We start from the raw sequence: 24,363 nt of genomic DNA, 5'->3' as shown, positions 1-24,363 counted from the left end.
ATTTACATGTCAAAGCCTAAAAAATCTAGAGTTAAACTCTTACATCAATACTATAAATATACAGGTTTTTATTCCTTTATATGGCAAGGTGTCAAAGGTGCTATTTTACCAACAGCCATTATTGTTGCCATTTTATTTTATGTTAATTATAAAGTAATTAATTTGAATGAAGGTTTACTTTACATAACACAAAATTTTAGTGATTTTTTCATTTTTTCTATTTTTTTAGCATCAGAGAGTATTTTAGGTTTAATTCCACCTGATATTTTTATCGCTTGGACAAAAAACACTGATGAACCTCTACTCTATTTGTCATTTTTAGCTTTACTTTCTTATTTAGGTGGAGTTATAGCCTATTTTATGGGTATGACAATAGCTGCAATTCCGTCTGTGAATAACTATTTATATGGAAAAATGTCTAAACACATTATTAATATGCAAAAATGGGGTGGATTTTTAATTGCTGTAGGAGCATTATTACCTTTACCTTTTGCTATTGCTTGCTTAGCTGCCGGAATGATTAATTTTTCTAGAAAACATTTCTTCTTGTTTGCCTTACTTCGTTTTGGACGCTTTATAATTTATGGATTCTTAATTTACTCTGCTTTATCATGATAAAATCTTTTAGAACAATCGCATTATTAGAAGGGCTTTCTCTATTAGCTTTATTGTTTTTTGCAATGCCAATGAAATACATTGCTGAAAATCCTATTTATGTAAAAAACATAGGAATGGCTCATGGTCTGCTTTTTATTCTGTATATTGCTTTTGCTATTTTAATTAAAAATGAACAAAAATGGAATTTTAAAACATTTCTTATTGTTAGTTTGGCTTCTGTAATTCCTTTTGGAACCTTCTATATTGAGAAAAAATACTTGCAAAATACATAATGAAAATCTTTAACTGGGCATATGATATTTTTAAAAGTCTCGACTTTAATGACGCTATTTCTTCTTACTTAAATTTAGCTATTAATATTGTTGTTTTAGTTATTGTTACGTATTTATTAGATTACATTTTTAAAAAAATATTTATCATTTTTTTAGCTATTGTAGCTGCAAGAACTAAATCTACATTTGATGATTTTTTAGTAGCAAATAAAACCGCAAAGTATCTTGCTCATTTAGTACCTCTTTTTTTTATTTATAAGACTGTACCCGTTATTTTAAGTAAGTTTACCTATTGGGAAGATTTCTTTGAAAAAGGGGTAAAAATTTATATTATTATCCTTTCGCTTTGGATTACGCGAAGTATTTTTAATGCCTTAAAAGATTATTTAAAAAACAAACCTCGTTACAGTGATAAACCTATTGATAGTTACATTCAAGTAATTATGATTGTGTTGTGGGTTTTTGGAATTACTTCTTTTGTATTAATAATGTTTGACACTAATATGAAAACATTATTAACCACTTTTGGGGCTATTTCGGCATTAATTTTTCTTATTTTTAAAGATACTATTCTTGGATTTGTGGCTAGTATTCAAGTTTCGGTTAATGATATGGTACGAATTGGCGATTGGATTACAATGGAAAAATTTGGTGCCGATGGAGATGTTATAGAAATTAACTTAGCAACTGTAAAAGTTAGAAATTTTGACAATACAACCACAACAATTCCAACGTATAGCTTAATATCGGATAGTTTTAAAAACTGGCGTGGTATGTTAGATTCTGATGGAAGAAGAATTAAACGTCATTTACTAATTAAATCAAACTCAGTTAAATTTTTAGAAAAAGATGCTATTGAAAAATTTAAAAAAATTCAGCATTTAACTTCCTATATAGAACACCGACAGGCAGATATTGATAAATATAACACAAATAACAAGATAGATAAGTCGGTTATCGTAAATGGTAGAAACCTAACTAATTTAGGCTTGTTTAGAAAATATATTAACCAATATATCTTATCGCACCCCGGAATTAATAAAGACATGCTTTTGATGGTTCGATATTTACAACCTACAGAACACGGAATTCCACTAGAAATCTATTGCTTTTCTAAAGATAAAGAATGGATAAATTACGAACATATTATGGCTGATATTTTTGATCATGTAATGGCTTCACTTCCTTATTTTGATTTAGAAGTATTTGAAATTATTAGTACTCCAAGTACAAAATCTGATTTGCAATAAAAGAAATTAACAACTGATTCTTAATAACTTAAAGTGTTTTAATTTATACGAACGGATTTTTTTTCTAACTTTAGATAACTATAAAAAAGAAAAAAAATGAAAACTAAAGATGAAGCTATTTTAGAAATAAGAGGAGAATCTATTGGTACTATTTTTGAAAATTCGAGTATCGAAGAAAAGTTTCAAAACCAAACCTTACGCCCTATTTTAAAGTTTCAAAATGATTTGTTCATTGAAGTTTTTAAAAATTATGCAACTAAGCAGAAAGGCGTATTTTTTACCATGTCTCCAGAAAAAAAACTCATTTATATTGAAAATGCTATTCAACGCGATATCAAATTTAGAAATTCATTAAAAGGTATTGTAATTGGAATGTTTACAATTTCCGAATATAAAGACTATATTCAAAATTCTTCGAATATTAATAAACGAATGATGAACTTATTAATTGAACGCTTAAAAAGTCAAATTCAAATTATTTAATCTGCCAATTAGACAATGTGTCAATGAAAAGAAAATAATTGCCAAATCGTAACATTGACTCATTGTCTAATTATATAAAGATTCTCCATTCAAATCGGTACTCAAAACTTCGCTCATGTAATCAAAAAATGGTCGCATGGCTTGAAAAGTAGCTAAAACTTCTTCTTGAAAATTAGGAGCGAATACTTCTTTGTCCGAAAAACTGCGAGTTAGCAAATATTGCTTTTTACGAATTAAATCAATCGCTGGATGCGTTTTATCGAAACCTTTTGGAGCTGTTTTTAATTCTTCGCCTTTTAGTTCACCAAAATATTTCTTGAAAGTAGCATCAGCAACAATCGTTCTAATTTCTTCGTCATCCATTTCAAATTCTTTACGAATTCGATTCAGATCAACAGGATTAGGTTCCCAAAAACCACCACCTACAAAACTTCCACCAGGCTCAATATGTAAATAGTAGCCACCACGAAGCATCGGTTTTGTTCGGGTGAACCCAACGCTGAAATGATTTTTATAAGGTGCTTTATCTTTTGAGAAACGCACATCGCGATAAATTCTAAAAATTTGAATGCGTTCAATACTATCTATTTTACCCAACTGCTCAACAACCGATGTAAAAAACGATTTGGCTAACTTTTGTTCGGTTTCAAAAGCTTTTTTATTAGCAGCAAACCAATCACGGTCGTTGTTTTCTTTAAGTTGGGTTAGAAATTCTAAGGTTGATTTTTGTAGCATATTCTTTTATTTAGTTAGCCACAGATTACACAAATTAGCACGGATTATTTACTTTAAAAATCCTTTTAATCCTTTAATCCGTGGCAAAAAATATTATTTTTTCAATCGGTCTTCTATATATTCAATTTGGTTTTTACCATGAGGAGCAGGTTTTCCATCTACACCCAAATTCACCATCGTAATGTTATCTATTGTGATAATCGTTTCTCTTGTCATCATATTTCGAACTTCACTTTTTAAAATTAATGATGAATTTCCAAATTTAACTACATCAATACCTATTTCCACAATATCGCCCTGCTTAGCAGAATTCATAAAATTAATTTCACTCATGTATTTGGTTACCACCCGAGAATTTTCTAATTGTACAATAGCATACAAAGCCGCTTCTTCATCTATCCAAGCCAACATTTTACCTCCAAATAAAGTTCCGTTAGCATTTAAATCTTCGGGTTTTACCCACTTTCTTGTGTGAAATCGCATCTTAAATTTTTATTTTAAAGGTAAGAATTTTTGGAGAAATTTGGATATATTTGGGAAAAATACTTTAAACAATAATTTGAATTATATCAATATAATATAAATGAAAAAGCTATTCATTTTTTTCTTCATTTTAATTAATAGCATTTTAAATGCTCAAAATGATTCACTTAAAAAAGTTATCATTGAATTTAACCGTTTTAAATACCCAGATACAAAATACTATATTGACTTTAAAAAGAACGAAGTACAATGTATTATGAAATATAAAATAGCTGATAATTCAGATAAAATAATTTTAGATAAAGCCTATAAATTTAGTAAAGAGCAAATTATTCATTTTAAAAATGAATTAGACCTAAACATTCCTGATTCTAAAATTCATAAATCTGAGGACGCTTTTGACGGTGGTGGGTTTGTAATTGATTTTTTTAGAAAAAATGGAAATACTTCTAAACTAATTACAACAAATATTAATCGAAATTCAAATAAATATGATGCTGAATTTAAATTAATTGATAGCTTTTTTGAATTTATCTATTCCGTTGTTAAAGATAATGAAGGATTGAAAATTTTAGACAAATCATATAGACCTTATTTTTCTGGTTTACCAATTAGAAAAATTTCGGAAAATCCTTTAGAATATAAAATATGGGGAGGGATAAGTGGTAATGCGACTTGGAGCAATGAATTGATTTCTTTTTTAGAAAGTTTACCTAAAGATAATTGCATAATTATTGATTCTGATAATCAACTAAGTTATGCATGGCAAGAAGATATTTTAAGATTATATATTTTAAAAAATTCTAACATTCAATTCGCTAATATGGATTGGTTAAAATATACTCGTAAAAATCTTATTGAACTTAAAAAAAATCTTAAAAAAAATAAAAATAATGAAGAAGAAATGGAAAAATTAAAAAGGACTTCAACTTATATTTTGTATATGAACAATAAAAATGAAATTGAAAAATGGTTGAAATTACCAAAAAAATCAATTTTAAAAGCAACAGAAGAGTGTAGAAAAATTTGCCAATAAAATTGAGATAAAATTACTTTATTTAATATAATTATAAAAAATAATCATGAAAACAGAAAAAACTTTATTAATAATAGTAGTATTAGCTTCTTTATTAAAAATGCTACATATTCCAGGTGGTTCAGTTTTATTAGTATTGTCATTATTAGGTTTAGCACTATGTTATTTTCCATTAGGCTTTTATTTTTTGAGTGATAAATCGTATAAAGAAAACACCCTAACTTCAGTGCTTTTTGGTTGGTTATTAAGCGTCTGCTTTATAGGTATTATGTTTAGAATAATGCATTGGCCAGGCGCAATGATTATGAACATCGTAGGAACTATGTCAGCTTTGCCATTGTCAATTTTTGCATACTTAAAACACAAAAGTTCTAATCAAGAAAATAGGGTTTACTTCCGTAATTTATTGATTAGATCTATAATATTATTTATCGTAAGTTTAGTAATGAGTTTTGTAAAAATACCTTTTTAATTACTTCTCTCTACTTTTCAAAACTTCGATAACATCATTTAATTGAAATCCTTTTGCTTGCAATAGAATTAAATAGTGAAATAATAAATCAGCACTTTCAGATAAGAACAAATCGTCGTTGTTGTCTTTTGCTTCAATGACTACTTCAACGGCTTCTTCTCCAACTTTTTGAGCAATTTTGTTAATGCCTTTTGCAAATAAAGAAGCTACATAACTCTTTTCTGCATCGGCATTTTCTTTACGAATTGCTATAGTGTTTTCTAATTTTGATAAAAATCCAAATTCCTGATTATTAGATTCTTGCCAACACGTATCTAAACCTGTGTGACAAGTTGGGCCAACAGGTTTTACTTTCACTAAAAGCGTATCGTTATCACAATCTTCTTTAATGGTAATCAGCTCTAAGAAGTTGCCACTCTCCTCGCCTTTAGTCCATAATCGGTTTTTAGTGCGACTAAAGAAGGTTACTTTTTTGGAAGCTATAGTTTGGTCAAGAGCTTCTTGGTTCATGTAGCCTAACATTAAAATGTTTTTAGTTTCATTGTCTTGAATGATGGCTGGTATTAAACCATCTGGGGTTTTGTTGAAGTTTACTTTCATTATTTTTGTTACACAAAGTTGCACTAAGTTAAGCACGAAGTTTCACTAAGTTTTGTTTTAAGTTTATAATTATTCTTTTCTATGCTCTATAAAATATAATAGCCACTTTACGGATTATCTAATATTCAAATTCAATTCTTTTAATCCGTGCAAATCGGTGAAATCTGTGGAAAAAAATTATAATCGAATACTAATTTCTTTTTCCTTTAAATATTGTTTTAATTCTGTAATTTCGATTTCTTGGTAGTGAAAAACACTTGCTGCTAAAGCGGCATCGGCATTTCCGTTGATAAATGTGTCAGCGAAATGTTCCCTAGTTCCCGCACCACCAGAAGCGATAATGGGAATGTTTACGATTTCGGATAACTTTGATAATGCTTCATTGGCAAAACCGTTTTTTGTTCCGTCATTATTCATGGAAGTGAACAGAATTTCACCAGCGCCACGTTGTTCGACATCTTTTGCCCAATCGAATAAATTCAATTCGGTTGGAACTTTTCCACCAACTAAATGAACAATCCAATCGCCATCAATTTGTTTGGCATCAATAGCCACAACTACGCACTGACTTCCATATTTTGCTGCAATTTCATTAATCAAGTTAGGATTTTTAACAGCTGAGGAATTAATCGAAATTTTATCAGCTCCGTTGCGAAGTAACACATCCACATCAGCAACAGATGAAATACCACCACCAACCGTAAAAGGAATATTAATTGCAGCAGCTACTTTTCTAACCAAATCGATTAAAGTTGCGCGACGTTCTTCTGTTGCGGAAATGTCTAGAAAAACTAGTTCATCAGCGCCTGTTTCAGCGTATTTCTTTGCCAATTCTACTGGATCACCAGCATCTTTTAAATCCACAAAATTGACACCTTTAACGGTTCGCCCGTTTTTGATATCTAAGCAGGGAATGATTCTTTTTGTAAGCATTTGTCTTTGTTTAAACCCGACAGGTTTCAAAAACCTGTCAGGTTTGTTATATATTTTTCTAATTGTTTTAAACTGATTCTTCCTTCGTAAATCGCTTTTCCGATGATGGTGCCTTCGCAACCTAATTCGGCTAACTTGGGCAATTCATCAAATGTGGAAATTCCTCCAGAAGCGATAAGTTTTAATCTCGCTTCTCGACTCCGCTCGAAATGACTTGCTCGATTTGACAAATCGGAATTTAAAATTCTTTGGTATAATTCAAAACTTGGACCTTCTAGCATACCATCTTTTGAAATATCGGTACAAATTACATATTGAATACCTTCCTTCTGATAACCTTGAATAAACGGAATAACTTCTTCTTTTGATTCTTCTAACCAACCAGAAATCGCCACTTTTTCATTCATTGCATCAGCTCCTAAAATGATTTTATCAGCTCCGTATTGCTGAATCCAACTCTTGAAAACTTCGGGTTGTTTGATGGCAATACTTCCGCCTGTGATTTGATTGGCGCCGCTTTCAAAAGCAATTTTTAAATCGGTATCGGATTTTAAACCGCCACCAAAATCAATTTTTAAATTCGTTTTCGAAGCAATTTGTTCCAATACTTTGTAATTAACGATTTGGCTTGATTTTGCTCCATCTAAATCTACTAAATGTAAATACTCAATTCCGTGTGCTTCAAATGATTTGGCTACTTCTAATGGATTTTCATTGTAAATTTTCTTCGTATCGTAATCGCCTTTGGAAAGTCGGACGCATTTTCCGTCGATGATGTCTATGGCTGGTATTATTCTCATATCAAGTTCAATTTCAAGAGCAATTTCAAGCTCAAATTATAAGTTTAAAAAGTTTTTCAAAATTTGTTCTCCGAAGATGCCACTTTTTTCTGGGTGAAATTGTACTCCGAAAAAGTTATCGCGTTGCAATGCCGTGCTATATTCTAGTTCGTAATTCGTGGTGGCAATCGTGTTTTCAGATAAAGACGCATAATAACTATGAACCAAATACATGAATTCGTTTTCCTTAATTCCAGTAAATAAGGGCGATTTCAGGTTGTGAATTGTATTCCAACCCATTTGTGGCACTTTTACTTCTTTAGAAAATTTAACCACATTAACATCAAAAATTCCTAATCCATCAGTATTTCCTTCTTCCGAATGTTTACACATCAATTGCATGCCCAAACAAATTCCTAAAACGGGTTGTTTTAAGGTTGGAATCAATATATCTAAACCACTTTCTTGTAACATTTTCATGGCACTACTCGCCTCGCCTACACCAGGAAAAATCACTTTATCAGCCGATTTTATGGTATTCCAATCGTTTGTAACAGTTCCTTCAAAACCTAGGCGTTTCAAAGCGAATAAAACACTTTGAACATTTCCTGCTCCGTAATCTATAATAGCTATTTTCATATTTTTATTAGTCGCAGTATTCAGTCGCAGTCGCAGTTTAAATCGAGTTATTTCTGCCAACTGAGACTGTGACTGATTACTTTTTTTTATAACATTCCTTTGGTTGAAGGTAAAATCATTTTTTCTGTATCGCGTTTTATAGCCACTTTTATTGCTTTGGCGAAGGCTTTAAATATCGCTTCAATTTTGTGGTGTTCGTTTGTGCCTTCTGCTTTGATGTTTAGATTGGCTTTAGCGCCATCTGTCAACGATTTGAAGAAGTGAAAAAACATTTCAGTTGGCATCTGACCAATCATTTCACGTTTGAATTCAGCTTCCCAAACTAACCAGTTTCTTCCTCCAAAATCAATTGCTACTTGTGCTAAGCAATCGTCCATTGGTAAACAAAATCCATAACGTTCAATTCCTAATTTGTTGCCTAATGCTTTTGCAAAAACTTCTCCTAGAGCAATCGCTGTGTCTTCAATCGTGTGGTGTTCGTCGACTTCTAAATCACCTTTCACTTGAATATCTAAATCCATTTGACCATGACGCGCTATTTGGTCTAACATATGATCAAAAAAGGAAATTCCGGTGTTGATGTTGCTTTTTCCAGTTCCGTCTAAATTTAATGTAATTGCAATGTCTGTTTCATTTGTAGTTCTAGAAATAGAAGCCGTTCTTTCATCTAATTTCAAAAACTCATAAATTTTTTGCCAATCTATAGTTTGTAAAGCAATTATATTTTGTAATTCTTCCAATGAAGTTGCAATTTCATTTCCGCCCAAATTTTCTTCATTTTTAATAAAAATTGCTTTTGAACCTAAGTTTTTTGCCAATTCCACATCGGTAATTCTATCTCCAATTACATAAGAATTTACTAAATCATATTCGGGATTATTCAAATACTTCGTTAACATTCCTGTTCTTGGCTTTCTGGTTGTAGCATTGTCTTCTGGAAAACTTTTATCGATAAAAATTTCATCAAATGTTACACCTTCATTTTCGAATGCTTTTAGAATAAAATTTTGGGTTGGCCAAAACGTTTCTTCTGGAAAGCTAGTTGTTCCCAAACCATCTTGATTGGTTACCATTGCCAATTCGAAGTCCAATTCTTTAGCTATTTTACTCATGAATTGAAATGCCTTTGGGTAAAATTCTAATTTAGTTAAGCTATCTAATTGGTAATTTTCTGGTTCTAAAACCAATGTTCCATCTCTATCTATAAATAATACTCTTTTCGGCATTGTTGAAGGTTTTTAATAATTCAATAATTTGTTCGGTTTCTTCTTTCGTTCCAATACTAATTCGCAAGCAATTTCCGCATAATGGTTGATTGTTTCTGTTGCGAACCACTACTCCATTATCTATAAATTGTTGGTATCTAAAATTCGCATCATCTACTTTAATCAAAATAAAATTGGCATCCGAAGGATATATTTTCTCAACAAATTCACATTTTGAAAGAGCTTCTACAAGTTTATTTCGTTCTACCAATATTTTTCTAACTTGCGTTGGCATGGTACTTTGCAATAATTTCTTGACAGCCGTTTCTTGCGATAAACCATTGATATTATAAGGAGGTTTAATTTTATTTAAACCCGAAATAATTTCTTTAGAAGCATACAAAATTCCAATTCGTAAACCCGCCATTGCAAAGGCTTTTGATAAAGTTTGCGTAATAATCAGATTCGGAAAATCTTTCAAAACGGTTAACCAACTTACTTCATTTGAAAAATCAATATACGCTTCATCAATTACCACTAAACCTTTGAATTGATTCAGAATTTTGATTACTGATGAATCGGTAAAAGAATTTCCAGTTGGATTATTAGGCGAACACAAGAATATAATTTTTGTATTAGCATCTACAGCATTTAAAATTGCTTCAACATTGGGTTGAAATTCATCATTTAGCAACACTTCACGATTTTTAATAGCATTGATATTGGCTAAAACACCGTACATTCCGTATGTTGGAGGTAATGTGATGATATTGTCTTGATTCGGTTCACAAAAGGCTCTAAAAATCAAATCTAAAACTTCGTCGCTACCATTTCCTAATAAAATATTTTCTTTAGGAGTATTATTTCTATCTGCAATTATAGCTTTTAGTTCTTTTTGTTGTGGATCTGGATAACGATTCATACCATTTGAAAATGGATTTTCATTCGCATCTAAATAAATCATGGGTTTTGTAAACTGTTCAAATTCGTCACGTGCGGAGGAATACGGGCTCAGTTTTTTAACGTTTTCTCTGATTAGGCTTTCTAAATTCATTTGTTTTTATTTTTAAACACATAGTCACATTAGCTATTCTTTGTGTTGATTTTAGACGTTTCACTTAACATAGTTTACAAATTATAACTATGTATCTATGTGTTTTAATTATTTTTTAATCTTAATGTAACTGCATTTTTGTGTGCCTGCAAACCTTCAGCTTCGGCCATGGTTTCTATCGCTTTTCCGATGTTTTGAATCCCTTCGTTTGAGATTTTTTGGAAGGTCATCGCTTTTAAGAAACTATCCAGATTAACACCGCTATAACTCTTTGAATAACCATTTGTTGGTAAAGTGTGATTGGTTCCTGAAGCATAATCTCCTGCGCTTTCAGGAGTATAATTTCCAATAAAAATCGAACCTGCATTTTGAATGCCGTCAACGAAATAATCTTCATTCTTAGAACATACGATAAAATGCTCTGGTCCGTATTCATTAATTAACGATAAAGCTGTTTTTTTGGTTTCAACAAAGATTAATTTGGAATTATTAATGGCTACTTGCGCGATTTCTTGTCTCGGTAGTTCTTTTAATTGTTTGTAAATTTCTTCTTCAACATCGTTCAAAATGTTTTTGTTAGTTGTTACCAAAATTACTTGGCTGTCTTTCCCATGTTCGGCTTGACTTAGCAAATCAGAAGCTACGAAACTTGGAATAGCAGTTTCATCGGCATAAACTAACAATTCACTTGGACCAGCAGGCATATCAATTGCGACACCGTTTTGAGAAGCAAATTGTTTAGCAATCGTTACAAATTGATTTCCAGGTCCGAAAATTTTATAGACTTGCGGAATAGTTTCAGTACCTAAAGTCATTCCGGCAATCGCTTGAATTCCGCCCACTTTGTAGATTTTAGTTACACCACATAAATCAGCAGCATACAAAATAGCCGAATTAATTTTTCCATTTTTATCAGAAGGCGAACACATAATAATTTCTTTACAACCTGCTAATTTTGCTGGAACGGCCAACATTAAAACAGTTGAAAACAAAGGTGCTGTTCCTCCAGGAATGTATAAACCGACTTTTTGAATTGGACGTTTTTCTTGCCAACAAGTAACACCAATTGTAGTTTCAACAACAATTTTATCTGTTTTTTGAGCCGCGTGAAATTGTTCAATATTCGATTTGGCTAATTGAATTGCTTTTTTTAATTCGGTAGCAACTTCCTTTTTAGCTAGTTCAATTTCTTCAGGAGTTACTTGAATATTTTCCAAAGTTACACCATCAAAGAAAGATGTATATTTTGCAATCGCTTTGTTGCCTTTTTGTTGGACTTCTTTGAAGATTTGCTTTACCGTTTCTTCTACATCAGAAAAAGTTTGAGTTGGTCTTTTGCAAATTTCTAACCAAGTTTCAGGTTGTGGATTATATATTTTTTTCATGATTCTATTTTTATTTTTTGAAACACATAGTTACATAGTTTTTATTCTAAAACTTTAGTCCGAAGCTTCGGACGTTTCAATTTAAATAGTTGACATAGCTACTTTTTAGATTCTTATTATTGAAATTTCTATGTGCCTATGTGTTTAATTTATTTACAATACCATTTTCTCAATTGGACATACTAAAATACCTTCGGCTCCGGCTTCTTTTAGTTGGTCGATGACTTCCCAAAATTTATCTTCATCGATTACGGAATGAACGCTGCTCCAACCTTCTTCTGCTAACGGCATAACTGTTGGACTTTTCAATACAGGAAGAATTTTACTGATTTCTGAGATTTTATAATTGGGTACATTCATCAAAATATATTTAGATTTTCTTGATCGTAATACCGATTGGATTCTAAATTGTAATTTAGCTACTACTTGTTTGGCTTCCTCTGAAATTTGTGGAGAAACCGCTAAAACAGCTTCACTTTTTAAGATTACTTCTACTTCTTTCAAACCGTTTTTAAACAAAGTACTTCCGCTTGAAACAATATCTACAATTGCATCAGAAAGTCCAATATTTGGGGCAATTTCAACCGAACCTGAAATTTGGTGAATGTCTACGGAAATTCCTTTCGAAGAAAAGTAATCTACAACTGTTTTTGGATACGAAGTAGCTACTCTCAATCCGTTTAAATCTTGAATAGAATTGTAGTTGAAGTTCTTTGGAACCGCTACAGAAACTTTACATTTTGAAAATCCTAATTTCTCGGCAATCTGAATATTTTGCCCTTTTTCAACTAGTAAATTATCTCCAACTATAGCAATATCAACTACACCATCAATCAAATATTGAGGAATATCGGAATTACGTAAATAATACACTTCTAGAGGAAAATTGGAAGCGGTAACTTTGAGTTGGTCGTTTCCGTTATATACTGAAATTCCGCAATCTTTTAAGATTTGAATACTTTCATCGTGAAGGCGACCTGATTTTTGAATAGCAATTTTTAATGTGTTCATTTTTAATTTTTGTTTTAAAAAAGTACACCAAGGGATTTTAAAAATGCTTACCAACAAAAAACCCGCTTGATGTACTCAAACGGGTTATTGATTATATGGATTAATTACATAGCATCATTACTTCGCTTGAGCGGAGGTATGATGATGATGATGTAATTGATTTAAAAACATGATTTATGTTATTATTTAACAATGCAAATGTAACAACTAATTTTTCGAATAAACAAAAGTTTTTTAAAATTTATATTTTGTTTAAGCTAATTGTACTCCAAAAAGATGACCAACAAGTGCGGTTAACACCATTGCAATTGTTCCCCAAAAGGTTACCCTAAGAACTGCTTTTGTAATACTCGATCCGCCAGTTTTAGCAGCTACAGCACCTAAAATTCCTAAAAATAAAATAGCTAAAACATAAAGGAAATATTCCATGTTATGTACTGGGAAAAATAGAGTTACCAATAATGGTAAAATACCTCCAACTGTAAATGCAACTCCAGAAGCCACTGCTGCTTGAAGCGGATTTGCCTGACTAATTTCGTTAATTCCTAATTCATCTCGAACATGAGCGCCTAAAGCATCATGAGCTGTTAATTCTTTTGCAACTAATAAAGCGGTTTCTTTTTTTAGTCCTCTTTCTTCATAGATAGTTGCCAATCGCTGAAGTTCGAGCTCAGGCATTTCTTCCAATTCAATTTTCTCTCTTTCGATATCGGCATGTTCCACATCGGTTTGGGAACTTACCGAAACATATTCTCCAGCTGCCATTGATAAAGCTCCAGCTACTAAACCAGCTAAAGTAGCTAAAACAATTGGTTCTCTAAATTCGCTTGCAGCAGCAATACCAATTGCTAAACTAGATGTTGATAAAATACCATCGTTTGCTCCTAAAACAGCAGCCCTTAACCAATTGCTTTTATGAATATAATGATTGTCTAAGTAATTATCATTTTGATTTTCCATACACCTATTTTTTTAAGATTTAATCATCATCTCCTTCATTTTCCATTACATCTTGCCCTGAATTATTAACACCTAATGATGCATTTTCTCTAATTTCAGTATGACGAACTTCTCCACCAGTAGTTCCTGTTTGTTTTCCTAAAAACACTCCAACAAGAGCTATTATTAGCGCTAAATATGAAACTAGATTTGCTTTTGCATGATTTTTAAAGTTTAAGAACAAACCAATAAGAGAAACTAAGCCTAAAGCATATAATACGAGAGCTAATTTTTCTGCCATTTCTTCATGTTCATGAATTATTTGATCTGTTACTGATGGTAATTTTTCAGCAATTTCCTCTGCTCCTTCTCCTGTAGCCATACTAACAGCAGCAAATACAGCGGCTACAACAAAAAGTACGTAGGCAACATTATTAATAACTTTATTTTTTAAAGCTATTCCTGTTATTAAAATTCCTAATCCAAAAATGGTTCCAATAATTGGAAAATGGTTCACCACCATATGTAAATGTGCGTCGTTCATAATTTCTATAATTTAATTGGTTATATCAAATACTCCTTTAGTTAAAATTTGTGTTTTTAAAGTTACGTTATTGTTTGGCAAAATCTCAGTAAACTTTTCGTTTTTTTCTCCTAATTCAACAATTACTTTTTTGAAATTATATTTAGAATTGGGTTCTAAAACCAAAACATAAGATTTATTATTCTCTGAAAATATAGCATCATTAGGAACGGCAGCACCTTTTTTAGAAGTTGTAATAATATTGGCTTCTACAAACATTCCGGATAACAATTTACTTTTAATAGCAGGAGTAAGATTGCCAATAACAGCAATTGTTCGGTCTTTGTTTTCAATAGATTTTCCTACCATTTGAACGGTAGAACTAAAAACTTCATTAGAAGCTTCTGTTACTTTAAAAGAGATTTTTTGCCCTTGTTTCACATTCAAAATATCCTTTTCAAAAATACTTAAATTTAGATGTAAATAGTTTGTATCTACAATTTCTAATATAACATCTGAAGGCGACATAAACATTCCTACATTAGCATTCATAACTGTTATATCTCCCGAAATTGGTGCCGTAATGGTAATTTGAGAAGTAAATATTCCTTTTTCAACATTTGCAGGATTGATGTGTAATAAAAGTAATTTTTCTCTTAATCCTTGGTACATTCCTTTTGCCTGGCGATAATCGCTTTCTGCTTTTAAATAGTTTTTTTGCGACGTAATTTTTTCAGTAAAAAGTGTTTTCTGACGTTCAAATTCTGATTTTAAATAATTAATTTGTTCGGCAACTTCTACATAATCTTTTTGCAAGTCTAAATAATCAGTATTTTCAAGCGTTATTAAAGCTTGACCTTTAGTTACTTTATCTCCAACTAACAATTTAGTTGCTTTTACATAACCACCTAAAAAGGTTGTTACTTTTGCGCGATATTGAGGCGGAACATCTATTTTACCGGATGTTTTTACTGTTACATCAAAATCTTGTTCAATTGGTGTTCCTATTTCCATTTTTGAAGTAGAAAATTGTGTTTCAGTTACCGAAATAACTCCGTCTTCGACTTTTTCTGGTGCTATTTCTTCATTTTTACAAGAGATTAAAATAGCTACTGTACTTAATATATATATGATTTTTTTCATTTTAATGAGATATTATAAATTTATGTATTGAATGTCTAATTGTGTTTTATTGAATAGAATTACAGCGTCTAAGTAATCAACTTGAATAGTTGTAGCATTTTCAAGACTTTGAATGTATTGAAAAAAATCAATTTCCCCATTCTTATAGCTCATATTTGCTACCTTAATAATTTCTTCAGATACTTTTTTTCCGTAATTCGTGTAGTAATCGATTGCCAATTGATATTGTGCCAATTCGCTGTTTTTTTGATTTATATAGGTTTCAATTTTTGTTTCTTCATTTTGTTTTTGTTGCTCCCACGATTGAGATTCTAATTTGGCAACTTTATATTTTGCAACATTTCCATTGAATAAAATAGGCACTGAAATTCCTACTTGAAAACCATACAAAGATTGAGACAATCCATTGTTTTTTCCCTGGAAATATTCAAAATTTAAATCGGGTAACCAATTTTGATTTTGTAATTTTTCATTTGATTTGTATTTTTTTGTAATTGTTTCTAAATAAGAACTATACAATACTTTACTTGATGTATTACCTAAATTATTAATTAGGTTTATTTTAGAACTATTTACAACAATTTTTTCGTCTGATTGTATATAGAATTGCAATAACTCTAACTGTGCTTTTTTCTCTTTATCAATTTGATTTAGTTTTGTTTGAATTTGTCTAAATTTTGCTTGAGCAGTAATTTTTTCTAAATAATTTGTTTCTCCTAATTCAAATCTTCTATCGCTTGCTTTTGAAAAATTTTGATACAAACTATCTAAATACCGATAGAGATTTTCTTGATTTTGCAAATACACAACTTGATAATATGATTTTGATACCTCTAAAGTTATTTTATTTTTCTGTAATTCAAAACTTGCAAGTTCTTTATCATATTCTGCTTTATTCACATTTCTTTGTGCTCCATAAACAGTAGGGAAAGCAAATGACTGTTGTGCTCCAAAAACCTTTAAAGGCAAATTATTAGTCGCTAAATTATTTTGATCGTAGCTATAATAAATAGTCGTTTTATTAAAATCATACGCTGTTTTTATATTCGCTTTTGCTTTATCTACTTGTAATTGACCTGCTTTTATACTTTTATTATTCAGTAATGCTTTATTAACCAAACTATCCAATTCTGGATTGTTTTGTTGTGAAAAGCCAAGTAATGAAGTCAATAAAAATATAATACTATAAGTAGCACTTTGGTGTTTTTTGAATTTAGGTTTTTTAAACTCTTTACCATCAAAAACTTTAAATAATATTGGTAAAACAATCATGGTTAAAAGAGTTGCGGTAAATAATCCTCCAATAACAACAGTTGCTAATGGACGTTGTACCTCTGCTCCTGCCGATGATGAAATTGCCATTGGTAAAAATCCTAATGCAGCAGCTGATGCAGTTAATAAAACTGGGCGAAGTCTATCGGTTGTTCCTTTTAAAATAAGTTCGTTCATGTCTTTCATCCCTTGGTGTTTTAGTTCTTTAAAATGTTCTATTAAAACAATACCATTTAATACGGCAATTCCGAATAAAGCAATAAAACCAACCCCTGCCGAAATACTAAAAGGTAAATCTCTTATCCATAAAAATAAAACACCACCCACTGCAGAAAGCGGAATTGCAGAATATACCATTAAAGCTTCTTTTATTGATCCGAATGCAAAATGCAACAATACAAATATTAAGAATAAAGCAATTGGAACTGCAATCATTAATCGTGCTTTTGCACTTTGTAAATTTTCAAACTGACCACCATACGTTACACGATAGCCTGAAGGAAGTTTAACTTTAGTATCTATAATTTTCTTAACATCATCAACTACACTTTGTAAATCGCGATTTCTAACGTTGATTCCAACAATAATTCTTCTGTTAGTGTTATCTCTTGAAATTTTTGCTGGACCTTCTGTATATTCAATTTTTGCCAACTCACGTAAAGGAATTTGTTCTCCATTAGGTGTTGAAACATATAAATTTCGTAAATCTTCTATATCTGTTCTGTTCGTTTTATCTAAACGCAATACCATGTCGAATCTTTTTTCACCTTCAAAAACATTTCCGGCAACTTTACCAGCAAAAGCAAGAGAAATCATTTCATTTAAATCGGCAATATTTACGCCATATCTTGCAATTTTACTTCTGTCATATTGAACAAACATTTGAGGTAATCCTTCTGTTTTTTCGATAATAATATCAGAAGCGCCTTCAACATTTTTAATTGCTTTTTCTATTTCGTGTGCTTTTTGAGCTAAAACCTCTAAATCTTCACCAAAAATTTTAATAGCGACATCTGAACGAGAACCCGAGATTAATTCATTAAATCGCATTTCAATTGGCTGTGTAAACTCGATTTCCATATTTGGAATTTGTTTTTCAATAGCCGCTTTAATTTTATCAGCCAATTCATCTTTAGAATCGGCTGAAACCCATTCTGATTTTGGTTTTAATTTTACAATAATATCGCTTTCTTCCATACTCATAGGATCAGTAGGAACTTCTGCAGCACCAATTCTACTCACTACTTGTTCTACTTCAGGAAAATTCTTTATAATTGTTTTTTCTATTAAAGTAGTCGTTTCGATTGTTTTACTTAATGAAGTTCCTGTTTTAAGAACCGGTTGAATTACAAAATCACCTTCATCTAGAGTTGGAATAAACTCACCTCCCATTGTTGCAAATAAACCAACAGCAAGAAATAATAAACCAACAGCACCATACAATACTTTTTTAGTGTTATTTAACGCCCAATTTATCACTGGTAAATACCAAGAGTTTAATTTGTTTATCAAACGATTAGAAATAGAATTTGGATTTTCTGCTTGAGGTTTTAAGAACAATGAAGCTGCAACCGGAACATAGGTAAAACAAAACAACATAGCTCCTACTAAAGCAAAACTAAAGGTCATTGCCATAGGTTTAAACATTTTTCCTTCTACCCCAGAAAGTGATAAAATAGGAATGAATACAATTAAGATGATTAACTGGCCAAATACAGCTGAATTCATCATTTTTGAAGCACTCTTATAAGTAATTTCATCAATTTGAATTTGTTGTTCTGCTTTTGGTAATCCAACTAAATGTCTGGATTTATGTGCAATTTGAAAAGCAATAAATTCAACAATAATAACGGCTCCGTCAATAATAATTCCGAAATCTATTGCACCTAAACTCATTAAGTTAGCGTCAATTCCAAAAATATTCATAAATGAAATTGCAAACAACAAACACAACGGAATAACAGAGGCAACAACCAAACCTGAACGCCAATTTCCTAATAAAAGAACAACAACAAATATTACAATTAAACAACCTAAAATTAAGTTTTCTGCTACTGTAAATGTAGTTTTACCTACTAATTCGCTTCGTTCAAGAAATCCGTTGATATAAACTCCTTCCGGAAGCGTTTTTTCAATTTCTGTCACTCTATTTTTTACATCATCAATTACTTGCTTCGAGTTTCCTCCTTTAAGCATCATTACTTGTCCTAATACCTTTTCTCCTTCACCATTTCCTGTAATGGCACCAAAGCGATTAGCATGACCAAATTGAACTTTTGCAATGTCTTTAATGTATATTGGTAAACCAGAATCGTTTTTAACAACGATATTCTCAATATCTTCAACAGAATTTACTTTTCCTTCTCCACGAATAAAGTAACTTTGATTGGTTTTTTCAATATAAGAACCACCCGCTATACTATTATTTTTTTCTAAAGCCGTAAAAATATCAACTGTAGAAATATTCATTGCCTTTAAACTAGTTGGATTAATGGCAATTTCATATTGTTTTAAATAGCCGCCCCAAGTATTTATTTCTACTACACCTTTAATTCCTGAAAGTTGTCTTTTTACCACCCAATCCTGAATCGTTCTTAAATCGGTAACCGAATATTGATTTTTAAATTCGGGCTTAACTTCTAAAGTATATTGATATATTTCGCCTAAACCCGTGGTAATTGGTCCCATTTCTGGTGTTCCAAATCCTTGAGGAATTTTTTCTGCAGCTGTTTTAATTTTTTCAGCAATAAGCTGTCTTGGTAGATAAGTGCCAATTTCATCATCAAACACTATGGTTACTACTGATAATCCGAATTTTGAAATAGAACGAATTTCTTTTACGCTTGGTAAATTGGCCATTTCAATTTCAACTGGATACGTAATATACTGTTCTATATCTTGAGTTGAAAGATTTCTAGATGTGGTAATTACCTGAACTTGATTATTGGTAACGTCTGGAACTGCTCCAATTGAAATTTGGAAAAGTGAAAACAAACCAAATCCTAAAACACCAAGAGTAAATAGGATAATTATTAATTTGTTTTTTAAACTAAATGCGATGATTTTTTCTAACATTGTACTAATATTTACACTACAAAAGTAACGTATAAATATAGTAAAATTCTTAAGAACTACTTAAGGTTATCTAAGGGGAAACTTAAAATAAAGTTAGTTCCTTTATCTAATTCACTTTCTAAATGAATTTTAATTTTTAATAAATCGCAAAGTCTTTTAACTATAGATAAACCAAGTCCTGTTCCTTTAATTTCAGAATGATTAGAAACATCTGATCGATAAAAGGAATTAAATATTTTATCAATATCCGTTGCAGATATCCCAATTCCGTTATCTGTTATAGAAAACAATACTTCATTTGAAGTGTTCGTTAAGGAAATTGAAATTTCACTTTGATAATTAGAGTATTTAACAGCATTAGAAATTAAATTACTAATAATAATTGAAATTAAATAATTATCTGAAACTAAATAAAATTCATTTTCGAAATGTGTAATTACTTTGATTTTTTTCTCATCTATTTTATTCGAAAAACGAGTCAGATTATCAAGAATTATTGCATTTAAAAATATGGTTTCTTTTTTAATATTTTGCTTTTGATTTTCAAAACGAGCTAATAGTAGTAATTGATCTACCATATGATTCAATCGGTCTACTTCTGTAATACAAAATGCAATTTTTTCTTCATATTCTTGTTGGTTTCTTGGCTTTCTAATTAAAACCTCCATTGTTCCTTTTATAACCGCTAAAGGAGTTCTTAATTCATGCGAAGCATCAGAAGTAAATTGTTTTTCACGCTCAATAGCATTTTCAACTCTATTTAAGAGATTATTTATGTTCTCTGACAAAACAAACAATTCATCTTTGTTTTCTGGTAAAGGGATTCGGGTTTGCAAATTATCCTTAGTAATTTTACTAGAAGTTTCGATAATTGTTCGAACAGGAAGTATACTTCTACCTGCAAAAAATCGTGCAATTAAAAACAATAAAATTAAAATTAATGGAAAAGTAATTAAAAGAATGTTTTTTAAAATTAAAACAATTTCAAAATCTTCTAAAGACATAGCAACTACTAAATAACCAACTATTTTTCCTTTATTTATAATAGCTGTTTGAATTTGTCTAATTGGAATATTATTTAATTTCGTATCAATAAAAACATCATTCTTATTATTAAATAACTTAAGATTAGAACTTTTAAGATTAGGAGATTTATCTATAAGTTCTTTGTTATTGTCATAATATTCTACAAAAACCGGATTAATGTTAATCGTATTATGTTCTCTGGCTCTCCATTGATCTACATGAATTAAATACGTATCATTTGAATCTATATAAACATCGTTTAAATGTTTTAGTAATTCATCTTGAATTTCTTCATTTACATGGTTATTTACACTATAGTTTACTATATAATAAATAAATAAAAATACTATAGCAATAAGAATAGCACCACTTACAATGTAGTTAAACGCAATTCTATTTTTAAATGAAAATGAAAACATATTTATAATACTATTGATTCAAAATTAGGTTCTATGTGAATTAAAACATGTCCTAGTTCAAAAAGTTCGTTTCTTAAAGTGTCTTTTAAGCAATGTGCAATATCATGTCCTTCTTTAACCGATTTATTGCCATCAACCATTACGTGTAAATCGACATGGTATTTCATTCCGGCTTTTCTAATAAAACACTTTTCAATACAAATAACGCCTGTTACCTCATTTGAAATTCGTTTTATTTCATTTTCTAAATCATGATATAAGTGCTCATCCATAATTTCACCTAAAGCTGGTCGAAATATTTTATAGCAGTTATATAAAATAAAAACCGAAGCAACTATTGCCGCCCAATCATCTGCAGATTCATAACCTTTTCCAAAAAATAATGCAATTGAAATACCTATAAAAGCTGCAATAGATGTTATTGCATCGCTTCGATGATGCCAAGCATCTGCTTTTAAAGAACTACTTTTCGTTTCAATGCTTTTTTTCATTACAATTTGAAAAGAAATTTCTTTCCATAAAATAATAGCTCCTAAAACAAAAAGAGTAAATGGTTTAGGCAATTCGTGCGGTGTATTTATATTATGAAAACTTTCAGAAGCTATAAAAACTGCCGAAGCAATAAGAAAACCAACAACTAAAAACGTTATTAAAGGTTCGGCTCTACCGTGTCCATAAGGATGATTTTCATCGGGAGGTTTATTGGAATATTTAATTCCGAAAAGAACTAAAAAGGAAGCAAAAATATCAGTAGTAGATTCAATTGCATCGGCAATTAAAGCATAAGAATTTCCAAAATAACCAGCAACACCTTTAATTACAGCTAAAAGTGTATTTCCAATAATACTAAAATAAGTAGCTTTAATTGCTTTTTGCGTATTTGGCATGCTAATTATCGTTTGCTATATATCCTATTCCTCTAATAGTTTTAATTAAATCTTGATCTTTTGTTAGGTTTAGTTTTTTTCTAATAGCATTCATAAACACATCAATTACTCCTGTATCATACTCAAAATGAATATCCCAAACGTCTTCAATAATGTTAGTTCTGGTACAAACTTTACCTTTATTTTTAATTAAATATTCGAGTAATTCAAATTCTCGTTGGGTTAAAGATACTTCTTTATTGTCTACAAATACTTGAAATTTTGATTTATCAATTGTAATATTTCCTAAAGTTAAAACTTTAACTTCATCTTTTGTACGAAAATGAATTTTGGTTCGTTCTAGTAATTCATCAAAGGAAAACGGTTTTTTAATGTAGTCATTTGCTCCTGCTTTTAATCCTTCAATTGTTTCTTGAACGGTATCTTTTGCAGTTAAAAAAATGATTGGTAAATTGGTTTTTTCTTTTCGAATTCTTTTACAAACATCAATCCCTTGAATTTTAGGCAACATCCAATCTAATAGAACCAAATCAACTTCAAGTTCTAGTGCTTTTCGTAAACCCTCTTCTCCATCTGATGCCGAAGAAATGGTATAGCCTTCTTCTTCCAAACCTTGTTTTAAGAAGTCTACAATTCCTTTTTCATCTTCAACTATTAAAATATGCATTACGAAATGGTGTTATTGTTCAACAAATTTAATTCCGAAAGTTACAATATTAGCATTTAATCCATCATTTCTATCGTAATGACTAAATCTAAAATCTATATTTTTAATACCAAATTTCCAAATTTTAGCATTTGTAAAAATATCTGTATATCCTACTCCAACTCCATATTGAGTGGCATTAAAAGTAGATAAGTCATAATCTGAAGTATAATATTTTTCAGTAGAAAGATGTGTTTCAAAAGGCGCAAAATATTTTGCTTTACCTTGAGTATAATATCTGTAAGATGGGAAAACGGTAAATTTATCAGATAATTTTATTGGGATTTCTATACTTGCTGTATGAGCAGTTACTCCCCAATCATCCCAATAATAACGGTAATAGGTTCTGATTGCTACTCTTTCATTTAAATAATAATTTAATCTAGCGCCCACCGGAATTTTAAAACGAGTTCCAGGTAATCTTTCAATATCATCTGCTAATTGATAAACCCCATTGCCCGAATTAATGGAAGGATTGGTATAATATGGAATGTAAGCCGATTGCCCAATGTAATAATTGGCTTTGTCTGCAAAATAAACTCTTTGGTAAGGAGTTGACAACATACCTGATTGTGATAAAAGATCAAAAAAGACAGAAAACTGCATTTTTTTAGTAGCTACTTGAGAGAAACCAAAAGAAGCAGCATACGAATTTCTATTTGAGCTTTTCCAATTTGTAAAATCTGAAGGAAGATAAGATGTTGATGCAGCACCATTTTGGTCTAAAACGGTTACACCACTAAAAAAACCACTATTTAAAAAATTTGTACCATATTTAGCATATTCATGTAATTCAGTAGGATATATGGGTCTCCATTGGTCTAAATATACATTAACTTTTAGCGATACTTCAGAATTTTTATCATTGAATAATTTGGCAATTCCACCACCAAAACCAACAGAAGTATAATCGTACTCGTTTGAAAACGCAACATCTGCATTCCAAACAAAGTTTCTGTCATCACTAGAATGAGAATAATTAGCAACAACAGATGCATAAACATCTGATGCAGAAGCTCCTGAAGATGCTTGCCATGGAGTTCCAAATGGTCCTGCAACTTCTACTTTATCATCATCACCACCTCCACCTCCAGAAGCGCCTGTAGCATTAAAAGGATTAATATTACTCGAAGAAGCTGATGTATAAGCTGATAAACCTACATCTATTGTTAATACATCGTCATCATTTAATGGCATAGCCACAACAATATTGGATGCAAAATCAGTTAATTTTTCAGAACCAATTCCTCCAGAAACAGCAGAATGCACACCATCTTGCTTATAATAACTCGCAAGAAAATCTACTTCAGCTCCTTCTAATACGCGTTTTTTATAAGTCACTTTTGTAGAATCACTTTCTTGAGAAAAAGCAAAACAACTAAATAAAACAAATAAAATTACTATTTTATTTTTCATTT

24 protein-coding genes are annotated in these 24,363 nt (G+C 30.7%); 6 read left to right on the top strand and 18 right to left on the bottom strand.

Annotated features, from left to right (window positions below; translation table 11 throughout):
• Window positions 1-6: 6 nt before the first annotated feature.
• The 4 genes from GFJ99_RS06375 to GFJ99_RS06360 all read left to right on the top strand — a co-directional run bounded on the left by GFJ99_RS06375 (window position 7) and on the right by GFJ99_RS06360 (window position 2,623).
• Window positions 7-615 carry a YqaA family protein gene (locus tag GFJ99_RS06375; RefSeq protein WP_008258357.1) on the top strand — a complete coding sequence of 203 codons (609 nt, stop codon included), beginning with the start codon at window positions 7-9 and terminating at the stop codon, window positions 613-615.
• A complete protein-coding gene (locus GFJ99_RS06370; RefSeq protein WP_153208021.1) occupies window positions 612-890 on the top strand; it encodes a DUF3817 domain-containing protein in 279 nt (92 codons plus the stop codon). Before GFJ99_RS06375 ends, GFJ99_RS06370 begins: the two co-directional genes overlap by 4 nt.
• Window positions 890-2,140, top strand: coding sequence for a mechanosensitive ion channel family protein (locus GFJ99_RS06365; RefSeq protein ID WP_153208020.1), 1,251 nt, complete (start codon window positions 890-892; stop codon window positions 2,138-2,140). Before GFJ99_RS06370 ends, GFJ99_RS06365 begins: the two co-directional genes overlap by 1 nt.
• Before the next feature lie 96 nt (window positions 2,141-2,236).
• A complete protein-coding gene (locus tag GFJ99_RS06360) occupies window positions 2,237-2,623 on the top strand; it encodes a glyoxalase (RefSeq protein ID WP_153208019.1) in 387 nt (128 codons plus the stop codon).
• A gap of 66 nt (window positions 2,624-2,689) precedes the next feature.
• Here GFJ99_RS06360 and GFJ99_RS06355 read toward each other — a convergent pair whose 3' ends face one another.
• Together GFJ99_RS06355 and GFJ99_RS06350 are read right to left on the bottom strand one after the other, a co-directional pair.
• Window positions 2,690-3,358: a DUF2461 domain-containing protein gene (locus tag GFJ99_RS06355; RefSeq protein ID WP_153208018.1), complete on the bottom strand. Its 669-nt coding sequence runs from the start codon at window positions 3,356-3,358 to the stop codon at window positions 2,690-2,692.
• Between the two features lie 93 nt (window positions 3,359-3,451).
• Entirely contained in the window at window positions 3,452-3,841 is a 390-nt protein-coding gene (locus tag GFJ99_RS06350; protein ID WP_153208017.1) for an acyl-CoA thioesterase, read from the bottom strand.
• A 100-nt stretch (window positions 3,842-3,941) separates the two neighbouring features.
• Here GFJ99_RS06350 and GFJ99_RS06345 point away from each other — a divergent pair, with 100 nt between their 5' ends.
• Together GFJ99_RS06345 and GFJ99_RS06340 are read left to right on the top strand one after the other, a co-directional pair.
• Window positions 3,942-4,877, top strand: a complete 936-nt coding sequence (locus tag GFJ99_RS06345; protein ID WP_153208016.1) for a hypothetical protein — start codon at window positions 3,942-3,944, stop codon at window positions 4,875-4,877.
• Between the two features lie 46 nt (window positions 4,878-4,923).
• Window positions 4,924-5,349: a hypothetical protein gene (locus GFJ99_RS06340; protein WP_153208015.1), complete on the top strand. Its 426-nt coding sequence runs from the start codon at window positions 4,924-4,926 to the stop codon at window positions 5,347-5,349.
• On the opposite strand, the gene hisIE is transcribed toward GFJ99_RS06340, so the two are convergent.
• From hisIE to GFJ99_RS06260, 16 genes are all read right to left on the bottom strand, one after another.
• The gene (gene hisIE / locus GFJ99_RS06335) at window positions 5,350-5,949 is read right to left on the bottom strand and encodes a bifunctional phosphoribosyl-AMP cyclohydrolase/phosphoribosyl-ATP diphosphatase HisIE (protein ID WP_153208014.1); all 600 of its coding nucleotides are present in this window, start codon (window positions 5,947-5,949) and stop codon (window positions 5,350-5,352) included.
• 177 nt (window positions 5,950-6,126) lie between these two features.
• Window positions 6,127-6,882, bottom strand: a complete 756-nt coding sequence (hisF, locus tag GFJ99_RS06330; RefSeq protein ID WP_153208013.1) for an imidazole glycerol phosphate synthase subunit HisF — start codon at window positions 6,880-6,882, stop codon at window positions 6,127-6,129.
• 26 nt (window positions 6,883-6,908) lie between these two features.
• A complete protein-coding gene (gene hisA, locus GFJ99_RS06325; RefSeq protein WP_153208012.1) occupies window positions 6,909-7,682 on the bottom strand; it encodes a 1-(5-phosphoribosyl)-5-[(5-phosphoribosylamino)methylideneamino]imidazole-4-carboxamide isomerase in 774 nt (257 codons plus the stop codon).
• Between the two features lie 36 nt (window positions 7,683-7,718).
• Complete coding sequence (gene hisH / locus GFJ99_RS06320) at window positions 7,719-8,300, bottom strand: imidazole glycerol phosphate synthase subunit HisH (protein WP_153208011.1); 582 nt, start codon at window positions 8,298-8,300, stop codon at window positions 7,719-7,721.
• 86 nt (window positions 8,301-8,386) lie between these two features.
• On the bottom strand, window positions 8,387-9,526 hold the full coding sequence (gene hisB, locus GFJ99_RS06315) for a bifunctional histidinol-phosphatase/imidazoleglycerol-phosphate dehydratase HisB (RefSeq protein ID WP_153208010.1): 1,140 nt from the start codon (window positions 9,524-9,526) through the stop codon (window positions 8,387-8,389).
• Entirely contained in the window at window positions 9,498-10,559 is a 1,062-nt protein-coding gene (gene hisC, locus GFJ99_RS06310; protein ID WP_153208009.1) for a histidinol-phosphate transaminase, read from the bottom strand. The genes hisB and hisC overlap by 29 nt, the downstream gene beginning before the upstream one ends.
• A 104-nt stretch (window positions 10,560-10,663) precedes the next feature.
• Window positions 10,664-11,944 carry a histidinol dehydrogenase gene (gene hisD, locus GFJ99_RS06305; RefSeq protein ID WP_153208008.1) on the bottom strand — a complete coding sequence of 427 codons (1,281 nt, stop codon included), beginning with the start codon at window positions 11,942-11,944 and terminating at the stop codon, window positions 10,664-10,666.
• A 153-nt stretch (window positions 11,945-12,097) separates the two neighbouring features.
• Window positions 12,098-12,955, bottom strand: coding sequence for an ATP phosphoribosyltransferase (gene hisG / locus GFJ99_RS06300; protein WP_153208007.1), 858 nt, complete (start codon window positions 12,953-12,955; stop codon window positions 12,098-12,100).
• Window positions 12,956-13,207: 252 nt separating this feature from the next.
• Window positions 13,208-13,915 carry a VIT family protein gene (locus GFJ99_RS06295; protein ID WP_153208006.1) on the bottom strand — a complete coding sequence of 236 codons (708 nt, stop codon included), beginning with the start codon at window positions 13,913-13,915 and terminating at the stop codon, window positions 13,208-13,210.
• A 19-nt stretch (window positions 13,916-13,934) separates the two neighbouring features.
• Complete coding sequence (locus GFJ99_RS06290) at window positions 13,935-14,438, bottom strand: hypothetical protein (protein WP_153208005.1); 504 nt, start codon at window positions 14,436-14,438, stop codon at window positions 13,935-13,937.
• Between the two features lie 12 nt (window positions 14,439-14,450).
• A complete protein-coding gene (locus tag GFJ99_RS06285; RefSeq protein ID WP_153208004.1) occupies window positions 14,451-15,560 on the bottom strand; it encodes an efflux RND transporter periplasmic adaptor subunit in 1,110 nt (369 codons plus the stop codon).
• A gap of 12 nt (window positions 15,561-15,572) precedes the next feature.
• Entirely contained in the window at window positions 15,573-19,907 is a 4,335-nt protein-coding gene (locus tag GFJ99_RS06280) for a CusA/CzcA family heavy metal efflux RND transporter (RefSeq protein ID WP_153208003.1), read from the bottom strand.
• 56 nt (window positions 19,908-19,963) lie between these two features.
• Window positions 19,964-21,352, bottom strand: coding sequence for a cell wall metabolism sensor histidine kinase WalK (locus GFJ99_RS06275; protein WP_153208002.1), 1,389 nt, complete (start codon window positions 21,350-21,352; stop codon window positions 19,964-19,966).
• A gap of 2 nt (window positions 21,353-21,354) precedes the next feature.
• Window positions 21,355-22,239: a cation diffusion facilitator family transporter gene (locus GFJ99_RS06270; protein WP_153208001.1), complete on the bottom strand. Its 885-nt coding sequence runs from the start codon at window positions 22,237-22,239 to the stop codon at window positions 21,355-21,357.
• Between the two features lies 1 nt (window position 22,240).
• A complete protein-coding gene (locus GFJ99_RS06265; protein ID WP_008257393.1) occupies window positions 22,241-22,906 on the bottom strand; it encodes a response regulator transcription factor in 666 nt (221 codons plus the stop codon).
• 12 nt (window positions 22,907-22,918) lie between these two features.
• Window positions 22,919-24,361: a DUF3570 domain-containing protein gene (locus GFJ99_RS06260; protein WP_153208000.1), complete on the bottom strand. Its 1,443-nt coding sequence runs from the start codon at window positions 24,359-24,361 to the stop codon at window positions 22,919-22,921.
• Window positions 24,362-24,363 lie beyond the last annotated feature (2 nt).

The organism is Flavobacterium sp. LMO6 (assembly GCF_009495795.1).
Lineage (GTDB): Bacteria > Bacteroidota > Bacteroidia > Flavobacteriales > Flavobacteriaceae > Flavobacterium.
Note: the sequence above shows the minus strand (reverse complement) of the source record. Positions and strands in the feature narration are given on the sequence as shown.